Source organism: Aeromonas sp. 130281 (assembly GCF_056642115.1).
This window is the reverse complement of sequence record NZ_JBWVQS010000003.1, coordinates 233,432-259,285: the sequence shown is the minus strand read 5'-3', so window position 1 is coordinate 259,285 and position 25,854 is coordinate 233,432. Positions and strand designations below refer to the sequence as shown.

General features: G+C 59.1%; 24 protein-coding genes. 10 read left to right on the top strand and 14 right to left on the bottom strand.

Annotation, left to right across the window (positions count from 1 at the left end; genetic code table 11):
* Positions 1 to 15 precede the first annotated feature (15 nt).
* The 5 genes from AC1IN8_RS11060 to AC1IN8_RS11040 all read right to left on the bottom strand — a co-directional run bounded on the left by AC1IN8_RS11060 (position 16) and on the right by AC1IN8_RS11040 (position 7,067).
* Positions 16 to 2,025 carry an AAA family ATPase gene (locus AC1IN8_RS11060; RefSeq protein WP_479758874.1) on the bottom strand — a complete coding sequence of 670 codons (2,010 nt, stop codon included), beginning with the start codon at positions 2,023 to 2,025 and terminating at the stop codon, positions 16 to 18.
* Complete coding sequence (locus AC1IN8_RS11055) at positions 2,022 to 2,144, bottom strand: hypothetical protein (RefSeq protein WP_479758873.1); 123 nt, start codon at positions 2,142 to 2,144, stop codon at positions 2,022 to 2,024. Before AC1IN8_RS11055 ends, AC1IN8_RS11060 begins: the two co-directional genes overlap by 4 nt.
* A 1,460-nt stretch (positions 2,145 to 3,604) precedes the next feature.
* Positions 3,605 to 4,420 carry a hypothetical protein gene (locus tag AC1IN8_RS11050; RefSeq protein WP_479758872.1) on the bottom strand — a complete coding sequence of 272 codons (816 nt, stop codon included), beginning with the start codon at positions 4,418 to 4,420 and terminating at the stop codon, positions 3,605 to 3,607.
* 207 nt (positions 4,421 to 4,627) lie between these two features.
* Complete coding sequence (locus tag AC1IN8_RS11045; RefSeq protein ID WP_479758871.1) at positions 4,628 to 4,825, bottom strand: helix-turn-helix transcriptional regulator; 198 nt, start codon at positions 4,823 to 4,825, stop codon at positions 4,628 to 4,630.
* 949 nt (positions 4,826 to 5,774) lie between these two features.
* The gene (locus AC1IN8_RS11040) at positions 5,775 to 7,067 is read right to left on the bottom strand and encodes a tyrosine-type recombinase/integrase (protein ID WP_479758870.1); all 1,293 of its coding nucleotides are present in this window, start codon (positions 7,065 to 7,067) and stop codon (positions 5,775 to 5,777) included.
* Between the two features lie 216 nt (positions 7,068 to 7,283).
* On the opposite strand from AC1IN8_RS11040, the gene mutS reads away from it, so the two are divergent.
* Positions 7,284 to 9,839, top strand: a complete 2,556-nt coding sequence (gene mutS, locus AC1IN8_RS11035; RefSeq protein WP_479758869.1) for a DNA mismatch repair protein MutS — start codon at positions 7,284 to 7,286, stop codon at positions 9,837 to 9,839.
* Between the two features lie 71 nt (positions 9,840 to 9,910).
* Here the strand turns inward: mutS and AC1IN8_RS11030 are convergent, their stop codons facing one another.
* Both AC1IN8_RS11030 and AC1IN8_RS11025 read right to left on the bottom strand, forming a co-directional pair.
* The gene (locus AC1IN8_RS11030) at positions 9,911 to 11,509 is read right to left on the bottom strand and encodes a BCCT family transporter (RefSeq protein WP_139438696.1); all 1,599 of its coding nucleotides are present in this window, start codon (positions 11,507 to 11,509) and stop codon (positions 9,911 to 9,913) included.
* A 9-nt stretch (positions 11,510 to 11,518) separates the two neighbouring features.
* Positions 11,519 to 12,046 (bottom strand): hypothetical protein, encoded by a 528-nt coding sequence (locus AC1IN8_RS11025; protein ID WP_025325616.1) that lies wholly within the window; start codon positions 12,044 to 12,046, stop codon positions 11,519 to 11,521.
* Positions 12,047 to 12,209: 163 nt separating this feature from the next.
* Here AC1IN8_RS11025 and AC1IN8_RS11020 point away from each other — a divergent pair, with 163 nt between their 5' ends.
* Positions 12,210 to 12,689 carry a MarR family winged helix-turn-helix transcriptional regulator gene (locus tag AC1IN8_RS11020; protein WP_025325615.1) on the top strand — a complete coding sequence of 160 codons (480 nt, stop codon included), beginning with the start codon at positions 12,210 to 12,212 and terminating at the stop codon, positions 12,687 to 12,689.
* 48 nt (positions 12,690 to 12,737) lie between these two features.
* On the opposite strand, the gene AC1IN8_RS11015 is transcribed toward AC1IN8_RS11020, so the two are convergent.
* Positions 12,738 to 13,319 (bottom strand): YjaG family protein, encoded by a 582-nt coding sequence (locus AC1IN8_RS11015; protein ID WP_163147989.1) that lies wholly within the window; start codon positions 13,317 to 13,319, stop codon positions 12,738 to 12,740.
* 161 nt (positions 13,320 to 13,480) lie between these two features.
* Here AC1IN8_RS11015 and AC1IN8_RS11010 point away from each other — a divergent pair, with 161 nt between their 5' ends.
* Positions 13,481 to 14,425 (top strand): D-2-hydroxyacid dehydrogenase, encoded by a 945-nt coding sequence (locus AC1IN8_RS11010; RefSeq protein WP_202047463.1) that lies wholly within the window; start codon positions 13,481 to 13,483, stop codon positions 14,423 to 14,425.
* Between the two features lie 67 nt (positions 14,426 to 14,492).
* Here AC1IN8_RS11010 and mepM read toward each other — a convergent pair whose 3' ends face one another.
* Positions 14,493 to 15,830, bottom strand: coding sequence for a murein DD-endopeptidase MepM (gene mepM, locus AC1IN8_RS11005; protein ID WP_139438705.1), 1,338 nt, complete (start codon positions 15,828 to 15,830; stop codon positions 14,493 to 14,495).
* A gap of 270 nt (positions 15,831 to 16,100) precedes the next feature.
* On the opposite strand from mepM, the gene AC1IN8_RS11000 reads away from it, so the two are divergent.
* The gene (locus AC1IN8_RS11000; RefSeq protein ID WP_479758868.1) at positions 16,101 to 17,399 is read left to right on the top strand and encodes a LapD/MoxY N-terminal periplasmic domain-containing protein; all 1,299 of its coding nucleotides are present in this window, start codon (positions 16,101 to 16,103) and stop codon (positions 17,397 to 17,399) included.
* On the top strand, positions 17,396 to 18,337 hold the full coding sequence (locus AC1IN8_RS10995) for a TAXI family TRAP transporter solute-binding subunit (protein ID WP_479758867.1): 942 nt from the start codon (positions 17,396 to 17,398) through the stop codon (positions 18,335 to 18,337). The genes AC1IN8_RS11000 and AC1IN8_RS10995 overlap by 4 nt, the downstream gene beginning before the upstream one ends.
* Here AC1IN8_RS10995 and AC1IN8_RS10990 read toward each other — a convergent pair.
* Complete coding sequence (locus AC1IN8_RS10990; protein ID WP_111913433.1) at positions 18,332 to 19,006, bottom strand: transglutaminase-like cysteine peptidase; 675 nt, start codon at positions 19,004 to 19,006, stop codon at positions 18,332 to 18,334. The two genes, AC1IN8_RS10995 and AC1IN8_RS10990, sit on opposite strands and share 6 nt — an antisense overlap.
* Before the next feature lie 76 nt (positions 19,007 to 19,082).
* Positions 19,083 to 20,027 carry a zinc ABC transporter substrate-binding protein ZnuA gene (gene znuA, locus AC1IN8_RS10985; RefSeq protein WP_265436992.1) on the bottom strand — a complete coding sequence of 315 codons (945 nt, stop codon included), beginning with the start codon at positions 20,025 to 20,027 and terminating at the stop codon, positions 19,083 to 19,085.
* 94 nt (positions 20,028 to 20,121) lie between these two features.
* On the opposite strand from znuA, the gene znuC reads away from it, so the two are divergent.
* Together znuC and znuB are read left to right on the top strand one after the other, a co-directional pair.
* Entirely contained in the window at positions 20,122 to 20,886 is a 765-nt protein-coding gene (znuC, locus tag AC1IN8_RS10980) for a zinc ABC transporter ATP-binding protein ZnuC (protein ID WP_025325607.1), read from the top strand.
* Between the two features lie 20 nt (positions 20,887 to 20,906).
* Entirely contained in the window at positions 20,907 to 21,686 is a 780-nt protein-coding gene (znuB, locus tag AC1IN8_RS10975) for a zinc ABC transporter permease subunit ZnuB (RefSeq protein ID WP_479758866.1), read from the top strand.
* A gap of 98 nt (positions 21,687 to 21,784) precedes the next feature.
* Here the strand turns inward: znuB and AC1IN8_RS10970 are convergent, their stop codons facing one another.
* Positions 21,785 to 22,675 (bottom strand): LysR substrate-binding domain-containing protein, encoded by an 891-nt coding sequence (locus AC1IN8_RS10970; protein ID WP_479758865.1) that lies wholly within the window; start codon positions 22,673 to 22,675, stop codon positions 21,785 to 21,787.
* Between the two features lie 91 nt (positions 22,676 to 22,766).
* On the opposite strand from AC1IN8_RS10970, the gene AC1IN8_RS10965 reads away from it, so the two are divergent.
* Positions 22,767 to 23,624 carry a DMT family transporter gene (locus AC1IN8_RS10965; protein WP_139438720.1) on the top strand — a complete coding sequence of 286 codons (858 nt, stop codon included), beginning with the start codon at positions 22,767 to 22,769 and terminating at the stop codon, positions 23,622 to 23,624.
* Position 23,625: 1 nt separating this feature from the next.
* Here AC1IN8_RS10965 and AC1IN8_RS10960 read toward each other — a convergent pair whose 3' ends face one another.
* Complete coding sequence (locus tag AC1IN8_RS10960) at positions 23,626 to 24,207, bottom strand: uracil-DNA glycosylase family protein (RefSeq protein ID WP_479758864.1); 582 nt, start codon at positions 24,205 to 24,207, stop codon at positions 23,626 to 23,628.
* 101 nt (positions 24,208 to 24,308) lie between these two features.
* On the opposite strand from AC1IN8_RS10960, the gene rarD reads away from it, so the two are divergent.
* Both rarD and AC1IN8_RS10950 read left to right on the top strand, forming a co-directional pair.
* Positions 24,309 to 25,202, top strand: a complete 894-nt coding sequence (rarD, locus tag AC1IN8_RS10955; RefSeq protein WP_479758863.1) for an EamA family transporter RarD — start codon at positions 24,309 to 24,311, stop codon at positions 25,200 to 25,202.
* On the top strand, positions 25,199 to 25,543 hold the full coding sequence (locus tag AC1IN8_RS10950) for a GIY-YIG nuclease family protein (RefSeq protein WP_479758862.1): 345 nt from the start codon (positions 25,199 to 25,201) through the stop codon (positions 25,541 to 25,543). Before rarD ends, AC1IN8_RS10950 begins: the two co-directional genes overlap by 4 nt.
* A gap of 70 nt (positions 25,544 to 25,613) precedes the next feature.
* On the opposite strand, the gene pspG is transcribed toward AC1IN8_RS10950, so the two are convergent.
* Positions 25,614 to 25,832, bottom strand: coding sequence for an envelope stress response protein PspG (gene pspG / locus AC1IN8_RS10945; protein WP_319916846.1), 219 nt, complete (start codon positions 25,830 to 25,832; stop codon positions 25,614 to 25,616).
* Between the last annotated feature and the right edge of the window lie 22 nt (positions 25,833 to 25,854).

The window sequence follows — 25,854 nt, the reverse complement described above, 5'->3', positions numbered from 1 at the left end:
CGGTGATGGGCGCCATCATCGGGCCACCTGTTCTTCCTCAAACGCAGGTTCGGGAGCCGCCGCCCTCGGCGCTTCGGCATGCCCGTCCTTGTCCACCACCGCGATGATCCCGGCGTAGGCCCCGATGCGCGCGAAGGCCCCCTCATTGAGGGTCCAGCGCTGCCGATGACTCCCTACCTTCACCTGGTCGCCAAACAGCGCCACCACATCGACTTGGGGAGCCTGCAAGAACTGGTCGGCCTTGCCCTTGCGATGGTCGTTAAGCACCCAGGCGATACGTTGCCAGTCCTCGAAGAAGTACTCCTGCAACAACGGCAGGATCTGGGTCTTGAAGACAGTGCCGAGCTGCGCCAGGGTTGGCATTGAGTTGCCTTTGAGTGGCATAAAGTAGGCGTGGCCGAGGCAGTGGTCGCGATCCAAGAGCAATTCGATACGCTCGTTCATGACCGCCAACAGCCGCGCCACATCGACGCGCACGCCGTCCGTTTCAACTACCACGCCGTTGAGTAGGCTGGGGTTTGGGGCCATATCCTCAAACACAAAGCGGCGACGCAGGGCAATGTCGAGCCCGGCCAGGGAGCGGTCGGCGGTGTTCATGGTACCGATAAGGTAGAGGTTGTCCGGCACGCTGAAGGGGCGCTTGGAGTAAGGCAGGGTCGTGCTCAGCGCCTCCTCGGCACCGGCCCGCTTGCTTGGTTCTATCAGGGTGATCAGCTCGCCAAAGATGCGCGACACGTTGCCCCGGTTGATCTCGTCGATGATCAACACATATGGCTGTTTCTTGGCTGGTAGTGGGGCCGTATCTACTGGTTGTTGACCATGATCTTGCAGATAGGCCAGCAGGTCACCCCAACTAAAGCGATCCAGTGGGTAAACCGTTTTCAGCGTAAAGCGGATATCGTCATTAAGAGGCAGAATAGATAGTCCGACATCGCGATAGATCCACTTTACAGGCCGAACATGGCTGTAATCACTACGAACACTACCTGGAGTCTGATCCGGTGCCTCAAAGCGATAATCGCCAGTAACAACCCCAATCGCTTCAATTTGCTCAGCAGAACGGATACATATCAGAATATCCCCAACCACAATTTCTTGGCCGAAACTTCGTAAGGTGCTGCGATCATTGGTACCAAGGGATTGATAATAACTATTTTCCGATTCATCTAGGGCGTGAAGATCTCCTGTCTCACCCCAACCAATACGAGCCTCTCCATGATTCAGGCAATAACTTTTGGATTCTGTTGTTCCCGTGCCATCTATAGAGATCTTCCATAATCTTGGTTTATTACGAACACCGCTAGAAACTGAGGCAGTAAAGGCTCTTGCCTCATCACACATTCGTTTGAAGACACCTGGCTCAACCTTGTATTCCAGTTGTGACTCTTCGCCAGTTACTGCCCTGATCCCTTCCACAAAGTCTTCATAGCTGAAGCTCTGGTGGAAGGTGACAAAATCGATACGCCCCTCCTTCACCAGCTCATCAAAACGCGCCTTCAAGGCTTGGCGATCCGTCTCGTGCTCCGCCAGCCAAGCGGGGTCGAGAATCGCCAGCGCCTTGTTGATGGTGTGGTAGGTCTTGCCGGTGCCCGGAGGGCCAAACAGAATCTGGTTGAGGGGGGATAGTACGAGTTGTGGCATAGGAGCGTCCTGCTGCGATGCGGATGGGGTGGGAGGGGTCATAACCGAACCCTTCGGAATATGGGTAAGTTGGTAGCGATAGGGGTCAGAGCCTATCCGTGTCAAATGAAGCTGATCGCCTGAACGCACGGACAACTGCTTGAACACTGAGCCAAGGCGTTTTTGCAGGCGACCAAACTTGCTCAATACACAGGTAGTAACCTGCTCACCGGTCGGCAGCAGCAGCGTAATGGCCGCATGAGCCTCACCTTGTTCATTAGCCACCGCATCCGCCGGAAAGAAGGCAAATTGCCCACGCCCGATGCTGATATAGCCATTATCAATGGCGCCCTGGGTCAAGGTGACGACAAGTGCTGTAGAGGATGGGTCTGATGCGAGCGTCATTCCTGAGCCTCCCGAACCATGGCCTCGGCCTCCGGCAAGCGCAGTTGGCCGGAGATCAGGCTACCATCCTCGAGAATGGCGGCCAGCAGGGCGGTAGAAAGGGTCTGGGGGTCTAGCATGAACTACTCCGACAATGGCTGCACCCGATGGGCACAGACAACGAAACAGGTGGATGGGCGATGCATAGAAGAGCACCGAAACGGCAACGTTGTGGCCCATCGCTAACAGGGTATTGAGTCTATACAAATCAACCTGATAGTAACATGGAGTGAGTCACATCAGGGCATTACAGTAACAGGCTCGTACTGCGCACTCTGAACTGTTAGTGGGCATTTGTAATGACCCCAACAGTTAGTGCATGGTATCAACTGGCTACGCAGGCTGCATACAGATAGGTAAGAACCATGCAAGGAGCCCAGATCCCCTTCGGTGAACGTGACGGTGTTCTACTGCGAGCCATCGAGGTTGCAAATAGGCTCGCATGCAGCTGTATCTGTCCTGGATGCCGGAAACCGTTGGTTGCCGCCAACGGAGGATTGAAGGTTATCCCTCAGTTCCGGCATGCCCAAGCCGAAGATTGCTCCCGAGGCTATAAGGAAGGTGTGCGACGCGCAGCTGTCGCCCTGATTGCAACCCAGTAATACCTTACACTCCCGGCCTACTACCACCAGATCAGCAACATAACCGATTCAGGGCACACCCTGCGATGTGATGTCGCCTTTCCATCAGAAGTCATCATCGCTGACAACGTTGCACGGTTCGTGGATTTCGAGGAAGTGAGAGCGCACGCAGTGGTTAGCAAGGCAGATCGTCAACTGCTGGTATGGGTGAAGGTATCGTCCCGCACTCAGCACGAACGGCACCAGCGCCTTGCCAGCATTGGGGCCTCAGCGATAGAGATCGATCTCAGTCGACTGACACTTGAGCAGATCAATGACTCAGCAACATTCGAGTATGCGGTCCTATCCAATCCCGACAACAGATCCTGGATCCGTTCTCTGCGAGGGGAGAGGTTAGGGGAACGAGCGGCAGAGAAGATGGCAGCTGAAGTTGCAACCGACAATGCCCGATGGGAGCATGAAAGGGCTCGCAATCGGACGCTGGAAGAGGCCCGACGAGCGGAACATGAAGCCAAGTTTGTAGCAGCCGCCAAAGCACTTGTGGCGCAAAGGAAGCTACAGTCGGCGGCTGTTGAGGCCCAACGTGCTATGAACCAAGATGCATGCCTGCAACGTTCTGCACTGATCGTGAGTCAGGTACTTCGTGCGGCCCGTGAGTGGGGAGGCAACGCTGTCGAATGCACCGCATGTTACCTACTTAGCCCACCAGATACACAATCCTGCCCCTACTGTGCAAGCAACGCCAGTTCGATGCCACCATTCACTGTATCAGCTGAGTATGCGGCTACGATCCACCATCGAATGCGCAGTTCACCCAAACCGAATCGGTCATTGCAAGCAGCGCCGATCCTGAGAACCCAACCTGAGCAGCCTGATGACTAGTGTTGGCCAGCTAATAAGGTGAACAGACAGTTCCATAGCACTGTATGGTCAATCCAAGCACATAGAGTACCAAAGAGTCATCTTTTACCACGGACAGACTCCTGCAACGTTGTTCCGTATTGCCGCACCTCATACATGAACTCCAAATCAGCTAATTTCAACGAATCCAGCATCAGTAATGAATCAACAAGCTTGCCACTTGATAACCGATACTTCTTTGTTAGCCTATTGCCCTCTTCATTGTACCGCGCTTCCACTCGCTGCCACATGAACTTACAGATATATGCGACTTGCTGTAATGGGTTCTTGAACTTTTGAAACAGAACAGGCCTACGTTTTCGAACGTTGACGTTGATTGGTAGACGCTGGTTAGCAAACACTTTACGAAGTCTCTTCCACTGTGGGGAATAGGAGTTGTTACATCTTACCAAGAGATGGAAGTGGGGCATCCAACGTTGATACTCTGATTGATAATCCACTTCAAAGAAGCCTATGACAATATCCGTTACACCTGCGCGCTTTAGTTGTTTGCGTAACCTATCTTTCAAACGAACAATCTCGAGATGTTTTAACTCGCTAATCATCTCATCATAATAGATGAAAGTTGCAACTTTCCATTCTGTATAGTCCTCACAGAAACGTGCCAATTGACTAATCTTCCGTAGTCGCAGCCGCCTTACACATTCAGGACATGCAAGACTATAGCAAGGCTCCTCCTCATTACAATCCGATAGCTTTTCAGCAAGTAATCTTGCACGATAGCTACTCGATGCAGATAGCTTTTTGACTCGCACTTTCTTTTCACTCCAACATTTCTCATGCGTCTCAAACTTTGACAACGAAGCTTCGATGTCAATAAGGTTGTTTGTCTTTGCGTTCATGAACTTGTTCATTGTGAATACCTAATAATTCATAAGTTACTTTCTCAAGGCCACAGACAGCCTCCGTATTAGCACGCTGCAAGGTCTAACTTCATTGAGTAGAAACAGATTGTCTGTAACGAACGAACACGCTTAACTTGGAGGCGTATGTTATGCCTGAGAGAGTGAGATATACGATCGCAACACTTTAGTTGCTTATGCATTAACTGAACTAAAGATTCATTCTTGTTTGGTATATTGCAGATCATTCATCCAGTTCTGTATATCTGAAGAACGCCACATCACCCGGCGGCAACCTTTCTGTTGAACTGAACTTGGAAAGTCACCCTTCTTTATCAGACGATAGATCGTAGCGCGGGAGATGGTGCAACATTCGATAACTTCGGCCAGGTTCAGCAAACGTGTTTCATGTTTCATAAATGACTCCTCGTAATGGTCGAAGGTCATTTACAGATTTCGAAAACAGGGGCGGCGTGACGCATTCACTTCTCCTCAGCGTCGTTAGTAGTACGGACTGGATCATTGCGAAAGCTTCATAGAAGCTACGTTCCAGTTACGAGCAGGAGGGGTCTTGAAGCAAGGTCATCAGCTTAAGGGCCTCTATGATGATCATCCCACCCTGCTAGACGCTGTGGTGACATTGGGCGAACCAGGTCCCGGTGGAGCAAGACAATGACTGGTCCGCTGGCCAACTTCCAACTAGATAGCAAGATGGAGACCCAAACTGTCAGGGGCGTGTTGAATCCGCTCATCGCATCAGATGTCATGTTCTGTAACGGTGATGTTTGTCGAGGGATATCTGCACCCAGCCTCAATGTGGGTGATTCTTGGACCATTGCTGACAGCAAGGACCACTAACTCCACTACAGACTGTCCCTCATCCTCCCCCCATCACAACGTACAATACGAACTACAACGTACCCGAGGCAGTTCCCGCGCGCGTTATACGCGCGTAATAACGCGCCCGCGCGCGTAACACATTTTGGGAAATTTGGCTACGTAGTATAGTGGGAATGGGGCTCAACAGCCTGTGGCTTCAAGTGCTAAGTGTGCGGCCAAGCTCTGGTTCAGACGTAGTTCCCTAGCCCACTGGATGGAGCTATCACTTGGATCATTGCACGACGGGCCCGCTTGGCCGATATGAATGGTTCGGCTTTCACCGCAACAGCACTGCCGAGCCCTCCTTGATGTCCAGGAGGAAATTCAAGTGTCATTACGCGCCTTAGAAGGTGCTATCGTACCGATGGACCTCCTGTCTCGCTCTGCCCACTTGCTATAGCTGTATCAGCAAGCCAAGGTGGGAGAAACAGAGTAACGTTACAGATGCGACCGACCAGATACTTGATTCCAAATCCAGTTCTCTACACTACGATGAAGTCATCAACGTATCCAGATGGTCAGCCCAGCGCTGTAACCATTCTCGGCTTTGCTCGGTGTATCGATGAAGATCATAAGTGCCAACCAAACCTTTCTTGGTATGTCCGAGAATGGCTTCTGCTACTTCAGAAGGACATTGCAGACGAGACAGTCCTGTTCTAACCGTTCGACGGAGATCGTGGGGAGTCCATCGAGGAATATCTAACATCAAGTCTGCTTCTCTCATTACCCAAGCACTTTCAGTTAACTGCTTCTGTTTAATTGGCTTTCCCGTCCTCTGGGATGGGAACAAGTAAACTTCATTTCCTATCTTATTTATTCTGAGAAAATGGATGCATTGACGAGGGAGTTGAATCTCTCTTGCGACACCAGTCTTTGACTCTCTGATATGGAACACGCCCTCATCAAGGTCTATGTTTCGCCAAGTAGCCTCACATATCTCACCTGTCCGGCATCCTGTCCATAACGTCATTCTAAATATGTTCTTTTGCACTTCAGTGAATTTTGAGCCAGGCAACCAAGCGAGAAACAGCTTAATTTCATCGTCATTCAAAAAGCGACTACCTTTTTTTGATGTCAGCTTCACCTTAGTTCGAACCAAACTCACTTTTGCTTGAAGCGCAGGGTTGATAAATTGATCGTCAAACTTTCCCATCCCCATTGAATAATCGTAAGCGGCTAGAATTTCGCGCAATACATTTCCAGCCTGAACATTAGCGCCTCGACTCACGATGGACATAACAAGATCAATAATATCTTGTCTACTCACATCACGAGCCAATCGCTCACCAAGCATTGGAACAGCATCGCCATACAGAGTGCGCCTAGCCTCAGCCTGACCTTTCTTTTTCCTTGCCCCACTCTTTATCGTACCATTAGGTAAACGTTGATCTTCTATATGGTTTTGTAGATAAAGCTCGATCATCGCTTGAAGGGTAAACATCCCGAGTTCGCTTTCATTCTTGATTTGCTGTTTAAGCTCAAGCGCGGCAGCTCTCGCCTCGGTAGCCGGACATCGGCCTTGTTGCCTGATGAGCTTAAGCTCCCTTAGCTTTATACGGGCCTGCTCTAAGGATACGGCTGGAAATACGCCAAGTGAGATCTGAATTAACTTATTTGTTACTGGGCTCGTATAACGATAGAAAAATGTCTTTTTACCTGTCTTCCCGCAAGTAACACGAAGCCCTCTGTTGACCCCATTGTCAGCCTTATCGCTATCCGTTGGCTTCATGACTTCAATTGCCCTGAAGGACAGTGCTTTGTTACCCTTATCCGCTGGCATAGCCGGCCTCCTGCTGTGGCTGATACATACGGGCTTCCCAACCTGGCCGCATGCATAGGGCTCATTGTCACTGTAGGCTACAAAACAAAAACCTACACTTCAACCTATACTTATGCCTGCGATTGGGTGAGATCCAGTGAGACTCTCAGAGCAAGCAAGATACCATGCAATCAACAAAATTCCTTGCCATATAAGCACTTATATAGAGACAACTGCATGTCAGCAATAGAGAATCTACACAGTCACACACCAATGATGCAGCAGTACCTTGGCCTCAAGGCCGAGAACCCGGAGATCCTGCTGTTCTACCGGATGGGCGACTTCTACGAGCTGTTCTACGACGATGCCCGCAAGGCGTCCCAACTGCTCGACATCTCCCTGACCAAGCGCGGCCAGTCCGCAGGCAGCCCCATTCCTATGGCGGGCGTCCCCTATCACGCCATCGAGGGCTATCTGGCCAAGCTGGTGCAGCTCGGTGAATCCGCCGCCATCTGCGAACAGGTGGGGGATCCCGCCACCAGCAAGGGGCCGGTGGAACGCAAGGTCATTCGCATCATCACCCCGGGCACCGTCTCGGACGAGGCGCTGCTCAGCGAGCGGCAGGACAACCTGATCGCCGCCGTCTACCACGATGGCCGCCGCTTCGGTTACGGCACCATGGACATAGGCTCCGGTCGCTTCTTCATCAACCAGTTCGAGAAAGAAGAGACCCTGCTGGCGGAGCTGCAACGCACCAATCCGGCGGAGCTGCTCTACCCGGAATCCTTCGCCTTCCTGCGCCACGTCGAGGGTCGCCGTGGCCTGCGCCGCCGCCCGGAGTGGGAGTTCGAGCTGGGTACCGCCCGCAAGCTCTTGTGCCAGCAGTTCGGCACCCAGGATCTGGTGGGCTTCGGCGTCGAGCAGAGCGAGACAGCGCTGTGCGCCGCCGGTTGCCTGATGCAGTACGTGAAAGACACCCAGCGCACCGCCCTGCCCCACATCCGCAGCGTGCGCCTGGAGCAGCCGGATCACGCCGTCATCATGGATGCCGCCACCCGCCGCAATCTGGAGCTGACCCAGAATCTGGCCGGTGGCTACGAAAATACCCTGGCCGAGGTGCTGGATCGCACCGCCACCCCCATGGGGAGCCGGCTGCTCAAGCGCTGGATCCACCAGCCGATCCGCGATCGGGTGATCCTTAAAGGTCGCCAGAGCACCATCAAGGAGCTCATCGAGCAGAACCTCTACGACGAGCTGGGCGGATTGCTGCGTCAGGTCGGGGATGTGGAGCGGGTGCTGGCCCGTCTAGCCCTGCGCTCGGCCCGCCCCCGCGACCTCACCCGCCTGCGTCAGGCCTTCGCCCAGCTGCCCGAGTTGCAGCGCCTGCTGGCGGACAACGAGCACGAAGCGGTGCAGCAACTGCGCGAGCGCGCCAGCACCTTCCCCGAGCTGCTCGACCTGCTGGAGCGCGCGGTAATGGAGGTGCCGCCTGTGCTGATCCGCGATGGCGGCGTCATCCGTGACGGCTTCAATCAGGAGCTGGACGAGCTGCGGGATCTGGCCAACGGCGCCACCGCCAGCCTCGCCCGTATCGAGGAGCGTGAGCGGCTGCTGACCGGCATCAACACCCTCAAGGTGGGTTACAACAAGGTGCACGGCTTCTATATCGAGGTGAGCCGCGCCAACAGCCATCTGGTGCCGGCTCACTATATCCGCCGCCAGACCCTCAAGAACAACGAACGCTACATCATCGATGAGCTGAAGAAATACGAGGACAAGGTGCTCACCGCCCAGGCCCAGGCCTTGGCACTGGAGAAGCGCCTCTACGAAGAGCTGCTCGATGCCCTGCTGCCCCACCTCGGCGATCTGCAGGAGTCGGCAGCCGCGCTGGCGGAGCTGGACGTGCTGGCCAATCTGGCGGAGCGGGCCGAGACCCTCGACTACCGCTGCCCCACATTGATCGATGAGGATCAGATCCTGATCGAGGCGGGCCGCCATCCGGTGGTGGAGCAGGTGATGACAGATCCCTTTATCGCCAACCCCATCCGGCTTGAGCGGGAGCGACGGATGCTGATCATCACAGGCCCCAACATGGGCGGTAAATCCACCTATATGCGCCAGACCGCACTGATCGTGCTGCTGGCCCATATCGGCGCCTTCGTGCCCGCCGACAGCGCCCGCATCGGCCCCATCGACCGCATCTTCACCCGGATCGGGGCGTCGGACGATCTCGCCTCCGGCCGTTCCACCTTTATGGTGGAGATGACCGAGACCGCCAACATCCTCAACAACGCCACCGCCCGCAGTCTGGTGCTGATGGACGAAATTGGCCGCGGCACCAGCACCTACGACGGCCTCTCCCTGGCGTGGGCCTGCGCCGAGCAGCTGGCAAGCAAGATCGGCGCCTACACCCTGTTCGCCACCCACTACTTCGAGCTGACCCGCCTGCCCGAGCTGATGAGCGGGCTGGCCAACGTCCATCTGGATGCCGTTGAGCACGGCGACACCATCGCCTTTATGCACGCGGTGCAGGAAGGGGCGGCCAGCCGCTCCTACGGTCTGCAAGTGGCCGCACTGGCGGGGGTGCCGAAATCGGTGATCCAGCAGGCCCGTCACAAACTGCACGAGCTGGAGAGCGCCACCCCGGTGGCCGCCGGTGAAAGCCGCCCGGCTCCGGTGACTCTCGCCCCGCAGCCCCATCCGGTGGTGGAAGAGCTGGCAGCGCTGCGCCCGGACGAGCTGACCCCCCGCCAGGCGCTGGACCTGCTCTATCGCCTCAAGCAGATGCTGTAAGCACCGGCCGCCGCTCAGGCATGAAAAAAGGGGAACCGCGAGGTTCCCCTTTCGTTTGCCTTAACCTGCCATCAACCCGGACCTATGCGATCCAGCAGGCTCAGATTGACCGAGCCGGGATGGCGCTTGAGCTTCTGCCGGTATTCGAACTGGTGCTGGCTCTCCTGCTTGAGCCCCTGCATCAGCGAATAGCACATGGCCAGCATGATCAGCGAGAAGGGCAGCGCGGCTATGATGCTGGCCGCCTGCAGGGCCGCCAGGCCGCCGGAAACCAGCAGGATGGCCGCCACCAGCCCCTGACCCAGCCCCCAGATGGCGCGGTGCAGCACGGGGGGATCCTGATCGCCGATGGAGAGCAACGTCGTAATCACGAGCGTGCCCGAGTCGCTGGAGGTGATGAAGTAGGTACAGATGAGCAGGGTCAACACCCCTTTCGCAATCCAGCCGAAGGTCTCCCAGTGCAGCAGCTCCACCGTCTTGTAGAGCGCCAGGGTCACGTCCTGGTTGACTGCCGCCACCACGCCACCGCCGCCAAACAGCTCCAGATGCATGGCCGTACCGCCGAACACGGTGAGCCAGAACATGCCGAGCAGGGAGGGCACCAGCAGCACGCCGAGCACGAACTCACGAATGGTGCGCCCCTTAGAGATGCGGGCGATGAACATGCCGACGAAGGGGGCCCAGGCTATCCACCAGCCCCAGTAGAAGGCGGTCCAGCTCGATTGCCAGGCCGAGGTGCCGTTGGCCTCGGTGTTGGTCCAGAAGCTCAGTTTGACGATGTTCTGCAGGTAATCGCCGATGTTCTGCACATAGGCGTTGAGGATGTAGGTGGTCGGCCCCAGCACCAGGAAGAGGGCGAGGATGAAGGCGCTGAGCCAGATGTTGAGCTCGGAGAGGATCTTCACCCCGCGCCCCACGCCGGAGATGGCCGACAGGGTGGCGATCAGGCTGATGCCGCCGATGAGCCAGAGCTGGCTGTGCTGGGAGACTTCCATGCCGAACATCTGGTTGAGGCCGGTGTTCATCTGGGAGACGCCAAGCCCCAGGGAGGTCGCCACCCCGAATACAGTACCGAACACCGCCAGCACGTCGGCGGCATGGCCCCAGAAGCCGTAGATCCGCTCGCCGAGAATGGGGTAGAGCACGGAGCGAATGGCCAGCGGCAACTTGCGGCGGTAGCTGAAGAAGGCCAGCGACAGGCCGACGATCACATAGATGGCCCAGGGGTGCAGACCCCAGTGGAAGAAGGTGAGGCGCATGGCCATCTGGGCCGCTTCCGGCGTCATCCCCTCGGTGACGAAGGGGTTGCCCTGCAGGTGATACATGGGCTCGGCGATGCTCCAGAACACCAGGCCTATGCCCATGCCGGCGCTGAACAGCATGGAGAACCAGGCGAAGTAGCCGAACTCCGGTACCTGGTCGTCGTCGCCCAGTCGAATGCTGCCAAAGCGGCTGAACATCAGGTAGACGGCGAAGAACAGGAACAGGGCGACCACCAGGATGTAGTACCACTTGAAGCCAGCGATGATGGTGTCCTTGGCGCCGGTGAACCAGGTTCCCGCGGTATCCGGGTCAAACACCCCGAACAGCAGGAACAGGGTCACGACGGTGAGGGCCGTCATGGCCATGGTGGGATTGAGGCCTTTCAAAAGCCCTTTGGTTGCTCTCATCTGGCCTCCTTAGTCATTGTTGAAAAAATCTTCACCCACGTGATCCCCCGCACCACCGATGGCGCGATAGACCAGTCGACCCGCCACCCGCTCGCGGTGATCCACCAGGGTGACCGAAGGCTGGCCATTCACGGCGTGACGCTTGCCGAGGAAGATGGCCATGGGCACCCCCAGACTGGAGACCCCGCTGGTGATCCAGAGCCGGTTGAAGTCATAGGAGCCGCCGATGAACTCGAGCTGGGCCAGGCCATTGTCCAGACCGGCCAGGTAGAAGTTCATGGCGCTCTCGTCGGGGAAGAGGTGCACCAGCACATAGGCGTAGCGCAATTCGTTCACCAACTCCTTTAGACTGAAAGAACCTGTGTCGCTGCAGGAGAGCGGCAGCTCACCATCGTAGTGATGGACCTGCAGGTTGTTGGGGTCCTCGTCATAGGCGGGCTGATAACGCACGAAAGCCGAGGTATCTGGCAGTTCATAGCGGACCCTGACCACGCGAAGGTCGGCAACCAGGGACTTGATATCCAGGTCGTCATTCATGATGTCACTCCTCAAATATCGGGTTTAAATGCGGCAATTGTCCAATAACCTAACACAAAACTCATTAGAGCAGAAATGATTACACCAAAAACCATATTGACCTTGTTGTGGATTAGGCGGAGAATTTTGCGCCTCTCCACAGCCCTGCGATGACCCCGACTCCATGGAAAAACATGATGAAGTGCTGATTGCTCTGCGCCAGATCATCCGTGCCATCGACATGCACTCCAAGCGCCTGATCAAGGAGGCCGGACTGACGTCGCCGCAGCTCCTGCTGCTCAAGGGGATCAACGAGCTTGGCCAGATATCCATGCGCCAGCTCGCCGATCACACCAACATGAGCCAGGCCACCGCAACCACCATCATGGACAGGCTGGAGAGCCGCCAGCTGGTGCAGCGCATCCGCAGCGAAACCGACAAGCGCAAGGTGCATGCGACACTGACTGACGCGGGGCGCGCCCTGCTCGCCCAGGCCCCTACCCCGCTGCAGGAGAGCTTCATCCAGCGCTTCCAGGCCCTGGAGAACTGGGAGCAGGGACTGCTGCTCTCCTCCCTGCAACGGATCTCGGCCATGATGAATGCCGACGGCATAGACGCGGCTCCCGTGCTGAGCGTCAGGCCGCTCACCGAAGAGCGGGCATAAAAAAAGCTCCCGGATGGGAGCTTTTTTTATGGGAAGCGTGAGGGGAGATCACTCTTCCAGGCTGATGCCTATGTTGGAGACGCCGCCCTGGGCCGCAAAGGTGCGGATAGCCAGGATGCGATCGCTGTCGCGCTCATGGGCGACCCGCTTTAGCAGCTCGACCTGGAACTCCAGCTCGGCTTCCATGTACTCATGCTCGTAGAGCTCTTCGTCACTGAGATCCCGCTCTTCCAGCATCTCGATGAAACCGGCCACGGTACCGACCGAGGCATGGCTGGCATCGTTGGCCTCTTCACCCACCCGGCAGATCACCGAGTTGTAGGCACAGCCCAGCGCCACGCAGGCATCCAGCGCCGGGTAAGCACCGTAAGACTCAAATTTGCCAGGCTCGGGAATATAGACTTCAAACGCCTCCAGGATCGCCCCAAGATTGACCCGGGAGCCCTTCACCGTCAGGTAATTCCACATCTGATCCAACGCGTGGCGAAATGCCTTTGCATCCCCGAAGCCGGAGGCCTGGGTAAACAGCGCATAGTTGGGGTACATGCGCTCTGCCAGCGCCAGGGTGTAGACGGTCTGCTGCCAAGGCTGCAGCTCGGCCAGTCGCTTATAAAACTTGTCACCAAACACTGGAGTCGGATCCTTTGCAAAATGTGGGGCAGATTGTAGCCCACGAGGGGCGTGGCGAAAACGAAAAAGCGCCCTGGTCGACTATCTTGCCCGATCAACTGGGGTAAGATGAGGACAGACACCTCCTCCGCCGTGCCGCAAACATGATAAGGAACAAGAGTATGAGCCAACGTACCCTGCTTCTGCTCAGCCAGGACAACAACCACTATGAGCGCCTGCTCAAGGCCGCCCGCCTTCCCCATCTGCACATACTGCGGGCCGACAACCAGAGCGACGCCGAGAAGCTGATCGGTGATGCCCACATCCTGATGGCCGAACCGGCACGGGCCAGACCCCTGCTGGCCAAAGCCGGCAGGCTGAGCTGGCTCCAGTCCACCTACGCCGGGGTCGATGTACTGCTGGATGCCAGCTGCCGCCGCGATTACCTGCTCACCAATGTGCGCGGCATCTTCGGGCCGCTGATGAGCGAGTACGTGTTCGGCCACCTGCTCAGCCTGTCGCGCCAGTTGCCGCTCTACCGCGAACAGCAGCAGCAGCGACTCTGGCAGAGCCACCCCTATCTGGGGCTCAAGGGACGCACCATGCTGATCCTGGGCACCGGCAGCATAGGCCAGCACATAGCCCACACCGCCAAGCACTTCGGCATGCGGGTGCTCGGCATCAGCCACAGTGGCAATGAGCGCGCCGGCTTCGATCAGGTGTATCAACTGCCGGCACTGAACAAGATGCTGGCCCAGGCCGACGTCATCGTCAGCGTGCTGCCGGCGACCCGCGAGACCCGCCATCTGTTCACCGCCGATCGCTTCAACCACTGCAAGCCGGGGGCCATCTTCTTCAACGTCGGCCGGGGCAACGCCGTCCATGAAGGGGATCTGCTGGCGGCATTGCGCGGCGGCAAGCTGGGCACTGCGGTGCTGGATGTGTTCGAGCAGGAGCCCCTACCCGCCGACAGCCCGCTCTGGCATCAGCCCAATCTCATTATCACCCCCCACAACAGTGCCTACAGCTTCCCGGAAGATGTGGCCCAGATCTTCATCCGCAACTACATCCGCTTCATCGACGGCCAGCAACTCGACGGTCGCATCGACTTCGACAAGGGTTACTGAGTCCAGGCCACCAACAAAAAGGCCCCGCCAGATTGGCGGGGCCTTTTTGTTACCCTCAGAGAGGGGCTCAGCCCGCCTCCATCTCCTTGCGATAGCTCTTCACCTTGGCAAGGAACTGGCGCTTGTCCTTGCCGGAGAGCGGCTCCGCCATCGGCAGCTTGACCTTCATGGGGTCCACCGGGCGGTTGTTGACTCGCACCTCGTAGTGCAGATGGGCACCGGTAGAGCGACCCGTGTTGCCGGAGAGCGCTATCTTGTCCCCCATCTTCACCTTCTGGCCGGGTTTGACCAGCAGCTTGCTCAGGTGCAGATAGCGAGTCATCAGGGTGCGGCCGTGCTTGATCACCACATAGGTGCCCGCGAGGGGATGGCGGGTCGCCTTGAGCACGACACCGTCGCCGGTCGCCATCACGGGCGTCCCCACCGGCAGGGCGAAGTCAGTCCCTTCATGGGGGCGGACCTGGCCGGTAATGGGGTGGCGTCGGGCCGGGTTGAAGCTGGAGCTGACCCGGTAGCGACTATGGGTCGGATACCGGCGGAAGCCACGCTCCAGGCTGTTTGCCTGGCCATCATAATAGTTGCCATCCTCCGACAGCCAGGCAGATACCGTCTTGCCCTGGCTGAACACTTCGACGCCCAGCAGCTGGGTGTTGCCGGTGCTCTTGCCCTCGACCGTCTCCTGTCTCACCAGCACCTTGAACTTGTCGCCTCTTTGCAGATCCTTGGCGAAATTCAGGCGCCACTGGAACAGGTTGGCAATCTTCTGGATGTGGTTGGCCGGGATCCCCGCGTTGCGGGCGCTGACGTAGAAGCTGCCATTGATGACGCCGTCATAGCTCTTCTGCTGCCACTGCACCTCTTCATTGAGCATGTTGGCACTGTAAGTGTCGTCGGTACGCTCCAGCACCAGGGTCTGCTTGATGTTCAGGCGGATCTTCAGTTGCTGCAGTATGTTGTCCTGATCGATCAGCAACTCTATGGTCTGTCCAGGCTTGAGGCGGGCCAGATTGTTCTTGGCATCCGCATCCAGCACCTTGTAGAGGGTGGTGGTGGAGAGGCCGAGATTGTTGAAGATGGTGGTCAGGTTCTCGCCGTTGCGCACCCGGTAGTCCTGCCACTGGGGCGTGGCATCGGCCGGAATGTCATCTTCCGGCGCCGCGGCTTCCACTAGTTCGTGATCCGGGATGTCGTTGAAGTCGGTGTTGTCTTCGTTGGTTGCGGTGCCAGTGGTGGCAATCGGCAACTCCAGACGCAGTGGCCGCTCAAGGATGTCACCTGGAGCTGGCAATACGGCTACCGCTGACAGCGTCATGGCCGTGAGCAATAGCATGGCGTAAAAATGCTTGCGGGGAACCGGGGGTTCCCAGTTGGCAGCCTGCGCTACCAAGGGACGGAGACGTTTCATCCGCTATCCTGTTATTAGATCTAAGGGTGGTAGTTGTGGGTCTGTTTTTATGATTTTTTATTATGAAAACCGAATATCTGGGTTTTAGACCTAAATACTTACAAAAAGTTCATCGCGATATGCACGAAACTCACATTTTATGCATAACCTTCCTGCATGGGCAGAAATGATCGCCTTTTTCAGCCATTTTTTTCTATTTTTAAGAACCAAGTCCGGTTGCGTTCCCCCCCGGACCATCAGATGTTGCAAAAACATTTCCAGGGAGTGGGTATGTCATTGGCAAGATTGTTAAATGTAATCATCCTGATCCTGTTCACCATTGGTGCCATCCTGCTGCTCATGCTGGAGATCACCACGGTACGGCAGTCCATCCTCGATCAGATGTCGGCCAACCTGGAGACGGCCATCACGGCCCTGGGTCTGGTGCTGCAGGGCACCCTGCTCAACGATGACAAGGTGCTGGCGGAAACCATAGTCAACGCCATGTTCGATGGCGGCTTCGTCAGCTCGGTCACGCTGCTGGATCCCGATGGCCAGCTGCTGTTCCAGAAGGTCTTCCACACGGCGCAGCAAAATGTGCCGACCTGGCTCCCTTCTGTTATCGACATGCCGCCGGTAAAAATTGAGCAGGAGCTCACCGACGGCTGGCGCATTCTAGGCACCCTCACCCTCGAGGGCCACGAAGGGTACGCCTACCAACACCTCTGGAACGCCATCGGCCGCACCGGACTGGCACTGCTCGCGGGGCTGCTGGTATTCACCCTGGTGATCACCTGGGTGTGCAGCCGCCTGCTGCGTCCCCTCGAACAAGTCAGCCTGCAACTGGTGCAGATCCGCAAACGCCAGTTCAGCGGCAATCTGCCAACCCCATGGCTTCGCGAGTTGCAGGAAGTTGTGGTCTCCATCAACCAGCTGGTCTCCGAGCGCAAGCGGGATCTGCTGCAGCAAAGACTCAAGATCACCCAGCTCGGCAAACATGACAACCTGCAGGCCCATCAGAAACTCGCGGGACTGACCGACATCGCCAACGGCATGTACCTGCAACACTTTTTCTCAACTCAGGGAAACATCCGGCTCTATAGCCGGCTGCTGCCCCAGACCCCCCCCACCACGGACAGCTCGCCGGACGAGATCCGGGCACTACTCAACGACTGGCTGAACCAGAAGGCGGAAGGGCTACAGCTCCCCCTCAGCCTGCTCAATCATCCCGACTGGGCACAGTTCGCCCCCACTCTGGCCAGCGCCAGGGGCAAGACCCTGGACTGGCGCTGGGATTTGGCAAGCTTCCCTCCCCTGGCCGAGGAGCGTCTGGGTGCGCTTCAGGCCCAGGGTGTCGAGATGGCATTCAGCAATGTGCCCATGAACAACGACAACCTGACAAAGCTCGATCCCATCAAGCCGGTCTTCATCAGCTGCCAGCTGACCCAGGCCCCCCTTTACTGGAACCTGCTTTCCCAGTGTCTGCATGCCTCCGGTTATACCCTGCTGGCAGAAGCCGGCGACATCAACGACACGGATACCCTGCGCAGCTGGGGCATCGATGGCTATGCCAGCCAGGAGGCATCATGAGAATCCCTATTCTATTGCTTGCCCTGCTGTGGCAGCCCGGCTCGCACGCAGTGTCCATGACCATAGGCACGGGGGGCGAACAGGGTATCTATTACCAGGTCATCAAGGAGTTTTGCCGACTGGCTCACAAGAGCGACCCCGCACTGCAATGCAAACCGCAGGCCAGCTCGGGTTCCATCGAGAATCTGCGGCAGTTGCAAGCCGGAGACATCCCCTACGCCCTCGTCCAGTCCGACTGGCTCTATCAGGCCAGCCAGGGTACGGGACCATTTGCCAAGCAACCTCAGCCCGAATTGAGAACCCTCTTTGCCACCCACGCCGAGCCTTTCACCATAGTGGTGCGGGCCGATGGCGACATCACCACCCTGGAGCAACTCAAGCTGGCCCCCATCGACATGGGACTGAAGAGTTCGGGCACTCGCCAGACGGCGCTGGCACTGTTCAACGTGTTGGGGGCAAAGGAGCAGGATCTCGATCTGAAGAGCGTGGCCAATCTGTCCGAAGCCTTGTGCAGCAAACAGATCGATGCCTATGGGTTGGTGATGGGGCACCCGAACCGGATAGTGCTGGAGACATCCAAGCGCTGCGCCATCCGTTTCATGGCCATCGAGGGTGCGACCCGGGATCAACTGCTGCAAGGGGTCAAATACTACCAGCGCAGCCAGGTTCCGGCCCGCATCTATCCCGGCAACCTGAAAGCCACCCCCACCTTTGCCATCGCCGCCACCCTGGTGACCAATGCCGCCACGCCGGAGGAAGACGCCTATCGCCTGACCAAGGCCATGCTGAGCCAGCAGACCAGTTTCAACGAGCAGACCTATGGCTATGCCAACCTGTTCCACAAGGCGCGCAACAAGATAGGCCCGGTGCTGAACGCCCCGCAACATCCGGGGGCAGCAAGGTATTTCGAGGAGTTGAAAGCCGCAGGCAAGCTATAGCTGGCGACGGGGGGCACGCAGATGTTCGCTGGAGAAGCGGCTCTGCATCGATTTCCACTGGGTCAGGCGATCGGCACTCCCGGCCAGTGTCCCCTCACGACGTGACTTCATGACCCAGATGCTCTTGGCATCGAAGCTGTAAACGGGTTGCAGGTCGTTGCGCTTGCTGCCGGGCAGGATGCGACCATTGATGTTGTCCAGTACCAGAGGGTCGGACTTGGTCGTCGGGAAATAGAGCGTCACCATGTGAAACTGGTTGTAGCGGATCGCCTTCACATAGGCCAGCCGCAGCTTCTTCTCGTCAACGCCGAGCTCCATCAGGGTGTAGTACTTGGAGATGCTGTAATCCTCGCAGTCACCCCCTCTGGCCCCGATGAATTCCAGCGGATTGGCCCAATAGTCCTCGTCCCCCCAAAGCCTGGGATCCTCGCTGTAGGTCAGATTGTTGAAGTAGTTGTTGACCAGCTCCAGCTTCTGCTGATCCGTGGTCCCCGCTCTGGGCGCGAGCAGGCGGGAAAAGGCCTCGGCGCGCTGGATGGCCCTGGCGCCATAGACTTCCTGCATTTTTGCCTTCAGCTCGGGGCTGGCAATGTGTTCGGACAGGCGAGAGGCCTGCACACTGGCACAGAGCAGTGCCAGGGTGCAGGTGGGGACAAGCAATAATTTCATAGCTGACACTCCATATCAGACGCTGGAGGTCAGTATAGTTGGCCGCAGCCACCCCATAGGGCAAGTCTGGGATGCCTCAACGGCACTGGGCGAAGGCGTCGGCCAGCTGTTGCATGAAGTGCGGATAAGCATCGGGACCAAGCGGCACCTGCTCACCCACTTCATCCAGCAGCAACACCTTGGCGCCAGTGTTGCGGGCGACCGATTCGATCACCGCAGGGGAGAATTGCGGTTCGGCATAGATGCAGCTCGCCTGTTTCTCTTCAAGCGCCTTGCGGATCTCCACCAGGGTCTTGGCGCCGGGGCGACGCTCCGGGCTCACGGTGAAGTGGCCCCTGGAGCTCATGCCGTAGTGACGCTCCCAGTAACCATAGGCCTCGTGAAACACGAAATAGCCCTTCTGGTTCACCACCTTCATCTGCTCGGCGATCACCTTGTCCTTGGCGTTCACCTTGGCATCGAACGCGGCCAGGTTGGCGGCATAACGGGCCTGATTGGCCGGATCCTGCTTGCCAAGCTCGGTCGCGATCGCCCTGGCAATCACCTTGGCCTGGGTCGGCCCCAGCCAGATATGGGGATCCACCCCCTCGTGGTGATGCCCCTCATGGCCTTCATCGTGATCGTGGTCATCGTGCTCATGAGCGGCGTGATCATGGTCGTGGTCGTCATGATGAGCGGGATCCTGGCTGCCCTGAGTCGCGTAGTTGAACAGCGGCATCCCCGGGACCTGAGTCAGGGTCAGCTTGTGGGGATGATTGGCCAGCGGCTTGGCCATGAAACCTTCCAACTCGGGGCCGACCCAAACCACCAGATCGGCGTCGTTGATGCTGCGAATATCGGAAGGACGCAGGGAGAAGTCGTGGGGAGAGGCACCGGTTGGCAGCAAGACGCTGGGCTCGCTCACGCCATCCGTGATGGCCGCCGCGATGAAACCAAGGGGCTTGATGGTGGTCAGCACCTCGAGGGCGCGGACAGGCAGACTCACCGCCAGCAGCGCAGTGATCAGAGTAAGAATTCGCATAGAGGTCTCGTCAGGGAGTGAGTGTGTGATAATATAACAAACCAACGTCGCTGTTATATTATAACTCTCACAGGCTGTAAACCCCGGAGCTGTCATGACCCAACTGGTGGAGCTGAAAGAGGTCTGTCTGTCGTTTGACGGACGGTCCGTGCTCGACAAGGTCTCCTTTACCCTGAACAAAGGCAAAATCACCACCCTGGTCGGCCCCAACGGGGCGGGCAAGAGCACCCTGAGCAAGCTGGTGCTGGGCCTGCTCAACCCGGACTCCGGCAAGATCATTCGTCGTCGCGATCTGCGGGTCGGCTATGTTCCCCAGCGCCTCTATCTGGATCCCACCCTGCCGCTGACGGTGCGCCGCTTCCTGCAACTCGGCAAGAACAGCCGCCTCTCCATCGAGGAAGCGCTCGAGCGGGTCGGCGCCCAGGAGCTGCTGGACAACCGGATGCAGAAGCTCTCCGGCGGCGAGATGCAGCGGGTGCTGCTGGCCCGCGCCCTGCTGGTCAAGCCCGAGCTGCTGGTGCTGGACGAACCTGTCCAGGGGGTGGATATCACGGGCCAGATAGAGCTCTACGCCCTCATCAGCCAGCTCGCCGCCGAGTTCAACTGCGCCGTGCTGATGGTCTCCCACGATCTGCACCTGGTGATGGCCAGCACCCACGAGGTGATCTGCCTCAATCGCCACGTCTGCTGCCACGGCGAGCCGGAGAGCGTGGCCCGTCACCCCGAATTTGCCCGCCTGTTCGGGCGGCCGGAGCGGGAGGTGCTGGCAGTCTATACCCACCATCACCACTGCGACGGCGAACACCATCATCATGAGCCGCAGGTCCCCGTCATCCGCCTGCCGTCTCGCAATCCATAAGCGCAGTTAAGGACATTCAAGTGGACAGCTTTCTGTTATACGCCCTCGCGGCCGGCCTCGGCATCGCCCTGCTGGCCGGGCCCCTGGGCAGCTTCGTGGTGTGGCGCAAGATGGCCTATTTTGGCGACACCCTCTCCCACGCCTGCCTGTTCGGCATAGCGCTCGGCATACTGCTGCAGGTGGATCTCACCCTGGCGGTGGTGGTCTGCTGCCTCGCCATGGCCATACTGCTGGTGATCATGAGCCGCAACCAGCAGGTAGCGACCGATACCCTGCTCGGCATCCTGGCCCACAGCGCCCTGTCGCTGGGCCTGGTCACCCTGAGCTTCATGGACAATGTACGGGTGGATCTGATGGCCTACCTGTTCGGCGACCTGCTCTCGGTGCAGCCCATGGACCTGCTCTGGATCTACGGTGGCGGCGCCCTGGTGCTGCTCACCCTGTGGCGGCTGTGGGATCCCCTGCTCTCCATGACCATCTCGGAGGAGCTGGCGCGGGTGGAAGGGGTGCGGGTCGACGTGCTGCGCTGCGTGCTGATGCTGCTGATAGGCCTGGTCATCGCCGTGGCCATGAAGTTTGTCGGGGCGCTGATCATCACCTCGCTCCTCATCATTCCCGCCGCCACCGCCCGCCGCTTCAGCCAGACGCCGGAGCAGATGGCCGGCTTCGCGGCCCTGATCGGCTGTCTCGCCGTGCTGGGGGGGCTGACCCTATCCTGGTACCAGGACACACCGGCAGGCCCCTCGGTCGTGGTCTGCGCCACCAGCCTCTTCATCCTGAGCCAGTTCAAGAAAGCCTGAGCCTGGAGTGGCCTGATCCCAGCTGTCAGGCCACTCCCTATCTCGCCCCCTCGTTCATCCCCTGCCCCCTGTTCATCCTGAGCCAGCAGCCCAACCGGCTAGAGCGGCATGCTCTGGCGCGTCTCCATCATCAGCCACTGGCGCAGCCGGCTGATGGCGGGCTCATGGGCCCGGGAGCGCTTGCAGGTGAAGTAGAAGGCATCCCCCGTCTCCAGCTGGTGCACCGGCAGGGCCACCAGCTGGGGATCGTCCGGTCGCAGCATGTAGTCGTTCACGAATGCCACCCCTTGCTCCCAGGCCGCCGCCTCCATCGCCAGCAGCACATGGCTGAAGTGGTGCATCCGCGCCTCGTCCGGGATCACCAGCCCCCCCGCCTTGGCCCAGCGCTGCCAATCCTCCCCCCGCGCCTTGTAGATGGATTGCACCGAGAGCAGCGGCAACTGCCAGATGGCGGCAGGCCACTCCCCCTCCACCTGCTGCAACAGGCGACGGCTGCAGACCGGAAAGAGCCGCTCCCGATAGATGAGGTCGTGGCAATAGCCGCGCCCGTGGGGGGAGACTGTGATGAAGCAGTCCGCCACCCGATCGGAGAGCTCGGGATCCTCCGCCACCATCTCGAGGCTCAGATCCAGCTCGGGGTAGAGCTGGCGCAGCCCGGCCAGCCTGGGGATCAGCCACTTCACCGCAAAGGAGCTGTAGACTGCGAGCCGCAGCCGCATCTCGCCGCCGCCGCGCAGCTGTTCGCTGCTCTGGGCTATCTGGCCGAGCCCGGCGGAGATCCCCTCGAAATAGCTCTCCCCCTGGGCGGTCAGTGACAGCAGTCGCCCCTGGCGCAGCAGCAGCCGCTCCCCCAGAAAGTCCTCCAGCAGGCGGATCTGGTGGCTGACCGCGCTCTGGCTGACATTGAGCTCCAGGGCCGCACGGGAGAAGCTGAGCAGGCGGGCAACCGCCTCGAAGTATTGAACGGCGCGCAGGGGAGGCAGTTTCATTATCCAAAATTCTCATGGATGGTGATTTTTTATCATTTTACTGGATAACAGGCGTCAGACTACCCTTCCCTCATCTAACGTGGGAGGTGGTATGAACGCAGTCGGGATTGGCATCCTCTATCTGGTGCTGGGCAACATGGTGGCGGTCTTCTCCGATGCGCTGGTCAAGGTGCTGGAGCCGAGCCAGCCCGTGTTCCAGTTCGTCTTCTTCCGCCAGCTCTCCGCCGCCCTCCTGCTGGCGCCCTGGCTGCTCTGGTCCTGGCGGCGCAACCCGCCGGTGGCCATCAAGTGGCACTTGCTGCGGGCTCACATCTGGGCCATCGGCGTCTGCCTGATGGTGGTCGCCCTCACCCGCTTGCCGCTGGCCACCGCCAATGCCCTCTTCTATGCGGCCCCGCTGCTGATGGTGCCGCTCGCGGTCTGGCTGGCAGGGGAAGCGCTGTCGCGCCAGAAGGTGCTGACGGCCCTAGTGGGTTTCATCGGTGTGCTGATAGTGCTGCGGCCGACCGAGGTGAACTGGGCCGCCCTGGCGGCGCTCGGGGTGGCCCTCTCCATGGCGGTCAACAACCTGCTGATCAAGCGGATCCCGCTCAAGCAGCCCATAGCCCAGACCCTGTTCTTCACCAACGTGCTGAGCATGCCCTTCATACTGGCGCTGGCCTGGTGGGAAGGGGGGAACTGGCAGTGGCAGATGTGGTGGCCCGCCTTCGGCTCCTCGGCGCTGATCATGGTCTATGCGGGGCTGTGCGTGGTGGCCTATCGCAAGGCGGAGGCGAGCAAGATAGCCTCGGCGGAGTACACGGGCCTGCTGATGGCGGTCGCCATCGGGGTCTGGCTGTTCGACGAACAGCCCGGTCTGCCGCTGCTGCTGGGGTGCCTGTGCATCATCTTGCCGCTGGTCGCCATGGCGCGCGGCAAGTCAAAACCGCTGGCAGAGCCGGCGGTCTGAATCAAAGCAGCAAGGGGGCAACCCGCTGCTGCAGATGGGGGATCACCTCCTGCTCGAACCAGGGGTTCTTCCTGAGCCAGAAGGTGTTGCGCGGGGACGGGTGCGGCAACGGCAGCCAGCCGGGACCATACTCCCGCCAGCATTGCACCGTCTCGGTAAGGGACTCCCTGCCCGCCTCCCGCAGATAGTGGCGCTGGGCGTACTGGCCGATCAGCAGGGTCAGCTCTATGTTGGGCAACAGCATCAGCACCTTGTCGTGCCAGGTGGGCGCACATTCTGGGCGCGGCGGCAGATCCCCCGACTTGCCCTTGCCGGGGTAGCAGAGCCCCATCGGCATGATGGCGATGCGGGATTCGTCGTAGAAGGTGGCCTTGTCCACCCCGAGCCAGTGGCGCAGCCGATCGCCGGATGGATCATCCCAGGGGATGCCGCTGGCATGGACACGGGTACCGGGCGCCTGACCGATGATCAGCAGGCGAGCGCGCTCGCTGCCGCGGATCACCGGCCTGGGCCCGAGCGGCAGGTGGGCCTCGCACAGGCGGCAGGCCCGGATCTGTTCAAACAGCAGGTCTAGTCGGTTCATGGCCTGATGGTAACAGAGTTTCCGGCAGGATCCCGCTTGTGGAACCGGCGGCAGATACTTATCATGCGGCCACATTTGTTTAATTTAATAAACGGAAAGCGATGAAGAACTGGCTGGGCCCCGGCAGTGCGGCCCTCTCCTTCGTGCTCTGGGGCATGCTGCCCCTCTATTACCAGTTCATGCCCGAGATCAACATGTGGGAGCTGCTCTCCCACCGGGTGCTCTGGTCTGTTGTCCTGCTGGGCGGCCTCTTCCTGCTGCTCGGCGTGCGGGTCCCCTGGGCACGCTTGCGCAGCGAACCCCGCCAGCTCGGCCTCATCCTGCTGGCGGGCCCCGTCATGTCCATCAGCTGGTGCATGTTCACCTGGTGCCTGACCACGGGCCAGGTGCTGGCCACCAGCCTCGCCTTCTTCATGACGCCGCTGTTCAACATCGCCTTCGCCGTGCTCTTCCTCAAGGAGCGGCTCACCCCCCAGAAGCATCTGGCGGTCGCCCTGGCCCTGGCGGGGCTGGCTTACATGCTGTTCTCCTACGGCGAGCTGCCCTGGTTCTCCCTCATCATGGGGGCCAACTTCGCCTTCTACGGCCTCATCAAGAAGAAGGTGCGCCACGATGCCGGTGTCAGCCTCTACCTCGAGTCCCTGGCCCAGCTTCCCGTCGCCCTGCTGATCCTCGCCTGGCTGGGCCTGCACGGCATGAGCCAGTTCATGGCCGGTGACTGGGCCGACAAGCTGCTGCTGATGGGCTCTGCCCCCGCGACCCTGCTGCCGGTAGGGCTGTTCTGCTACGCAGTGGCACGCACCCGCATGAGCACTGTGGGGCTGCTGCAATACATAGAGCCGAGCCTCGCCTTCCTGCTCGCCATCTTCTGGTTTGGGGAGATCCCGGATCCGGTGAAATCGGTGGGCTTCGCCTTCGTCTGGGCCGGCCTGCTGGTGAGCCTGCTGCCCCTGCACCTGCTCGGGCGCGGCCGGGTCCAGTGGAAAGAGTCATGACGACGGACGTCGGTACCGATAAGCCTGCAACTAACTGGTTTATCTATCTGGTGCGCACCGGTGCGGGCTCGCTCTATGCGGGGATCAGCACGGATCCCGAGCGGCGTCTGCGCCAGCACCAGAGCGGCAAGGGTGCCCGCGCCCTGCGTGGCAAGGGGCCTCTGACCCTGGTGTGGCGCCAGGGGGTGGCAGACAAGGGCGAGGCGCTGCGCCTCGAGTATCGCCTCAAGCAGCAGAGCAAGGCATTCAAGGAGCGCCTGGTGCTCGACCCCGGACTCTGGCACGACTGGAGCCAACCCTGGCTGAGCGCCGCCGCGGCACCCATCGATCCATCCCCCTGAACCAGTCGCTCCCGCCATAAAAAAGGCCGCTGGGAGCAGCGGCCAAGGAAGGATCCGATAGCAGGGAGGCTTAACGGTAGGTGTTCGACTGCTTGCGCCTGTTGCCGAGCAACCAGCACACCGCCAGCACCAGCAGCAGCCAGGGCGCCAGCTTGATGATGAGGGCAAACATGCCGGCCAGGGCGCCAAACAGCACGAAGACCCCGCTTACCAGCAGCATGGCCAGCACGGTAAAACCGGTCAGCGCCATGGTCACCAGCACCAGCATCAAGACGATAAATTCCAGCATGTTGTGCTCCTCACAGGCTTGC

What these genes read in the sequence shown, in the direction of transcription:
- AC1IN8_RS10970 (WP_479758865.1), bottom strand. Translation starts at nt 22,675, where the DNA reads ATGAAACTGCCTCCCCTGCGCGCCGTTCAATACTTCGAGGCGGTTGCC.
- mutS (WP_479758869.1), top strand. Translation starts at nt 7,284, where the DNA reads ATGTCAGCAATAGAGAATCTACACAGTCACACACCAATGATGCAGCAG.
- AC1IN8_RS11055 (WP_479758873.1), bottom strand. Translation starts at nt 2,144, where the DNA reads ATGCTAGACCCCCAGACCCTTTCTACCGCCCTGCTGGCCGCCATTCTC.
- AC1IN8_RS11040 (WP_479758870.1), bottom strand. Translation starts at nt 7,067, where the DNA reads ATGCCAGCGGATAAGGGTAACAAAGCACTGTCCTTCAGGGCAATTGAA.
- AC1IN8_RS11045 (WP_479758871.1), bottom strand. Translation starts at nt 4,825, where the DNA reads ATGAAACATGAAACACGTTTGCTGAACCTGGCCGAAGTTATCGAATGT.
- AC1IN8_RS11030 (WP_139438696.1), bottom strand. Translation starts at nt 11,509, where the DNA reads ATGAGAGCAACCAAAGGGCTTTTGAAAGGCCTCAATCCCACCATGGCC.
- AC1IN8_RS10950 (WP_479758862.1), top strand. Translation starts at nt 25,199, where the DNA reads ATGACGACGGACGTCGGTACCGATAAGCCTGCAACTAACTGGTTTATC.
- AC1IN8_RS10960 (WP_479758864.1), bottom strand. Translation starts at nt 24,207, where the DNA reads ATGAACCGACTAGACCTGCTGTTTGAACAGATCCGGGCCTGCCGCCTG.
- AC1IN8_RS10995 (WP_479758867.1), top strand. Translation starts at nt 17,396, where the DNA reads ATGAGAATCCCTATTCTATTGCTTGCCCTGCTGTGGCAGCCCGGCTCG.
- AC1IN8_RS11025 (WP_025325616.1), bottom strand. Translation starts at nt 12,046, where the DNA reads ATGAATGACGACCTGGATATCAAGTCCCTGGTTGCCGACCTTCGCGTG.
- rarD (WP_479758863.1), top strand. Translation starts at nt 24,309, where the DNA reads ATGAAGAACTGGCTGGGCCCCGGCAGTGCGGCCCTCTCCTTCGTGCTC.
- znuA (WP_265436992.1), bottom strand. Translation starts at nt 20,027, where the DNA reads ATGCGAATTCTTACTCTGATCACTGCGCTGCTGGCGGTGAGTCTGCCT.
- AC1IN8_RS10990 (WP_111913433.1), bottom strand. Translation starts at nt 19,006, where the DNA reads ATGAAATTATTGCTTGTCCCCACCTGCACCCTGGCACTGCTCTGTGCC.
- pspG (WP_319916846.1), bottom strand. Translation starts at nt 25,832, where the DNA reads ATGCTGGAATTTATCGTCTTGATGCTGGTGCTGGTGACCATGGCGCTG.
- znuC (WP_025325607.1), top strand. Translation starts at nt 20,122, where the DNA reads ATGACCCAACTGGTGGAGCTGAAAGAGGTCTGTCTGTCGTTTGACGGA.
- mepM (WP_139438705.1), bottom strand. Translation starts at nt 15,830, where the DNA reads ATGAAACGTCTCCGTCCCTTGGTAGCGCAGGCTGCCAACTGGGAACCC.
- AC1IN8_RS11010 (WP_202047463.1), top strand. Translation starts at nt 13,481, where the DNA reads ATGAGCCAACGTACCCTGCTTCTGCTCAGCCAGGACAACAACCACTAT.
- AC1IN8_RS11000 (WP_479758868.1), top strand. Translation starts at nt 16,101, where the DNA reads ATGTCATTGGCAAGATTGTTAAATGTAATCATCCTGATCCTGTTCACC.
- AC1IN8_RS11020 (WP_025325615.1), top strand. Translation starts at nt 12,210, where the DNA reads ATGGAAAAACATGATGAAGTGCTGATTGCTCTGCGCCAGATCATCCGT.
- AC1IN8_RS10965 (WP_139438720.1), top strand. Translation starts at nt 22,767, where the DNA reads ATGAACGCAGTCGGGATTGGCATCCTCTATCTGGTGCTGGGCAACATG.
- AC1IN8_RS11050 (WP_479758872.1), bottom strand. Translation starts at nt 4,420, where the DNA reads ATGAACAAGTTCATGAACGCAAAGACAAACAACCTTATTGACATCGAA.
- AC1IN8_RS11060 (WP_479758874.1), bottom strand. Translation starts at nt 2,025, where the DNA reads ATGACGCTCGCATCAGACCCATCCTCTACAGCACTTGTCGTCACCTTG.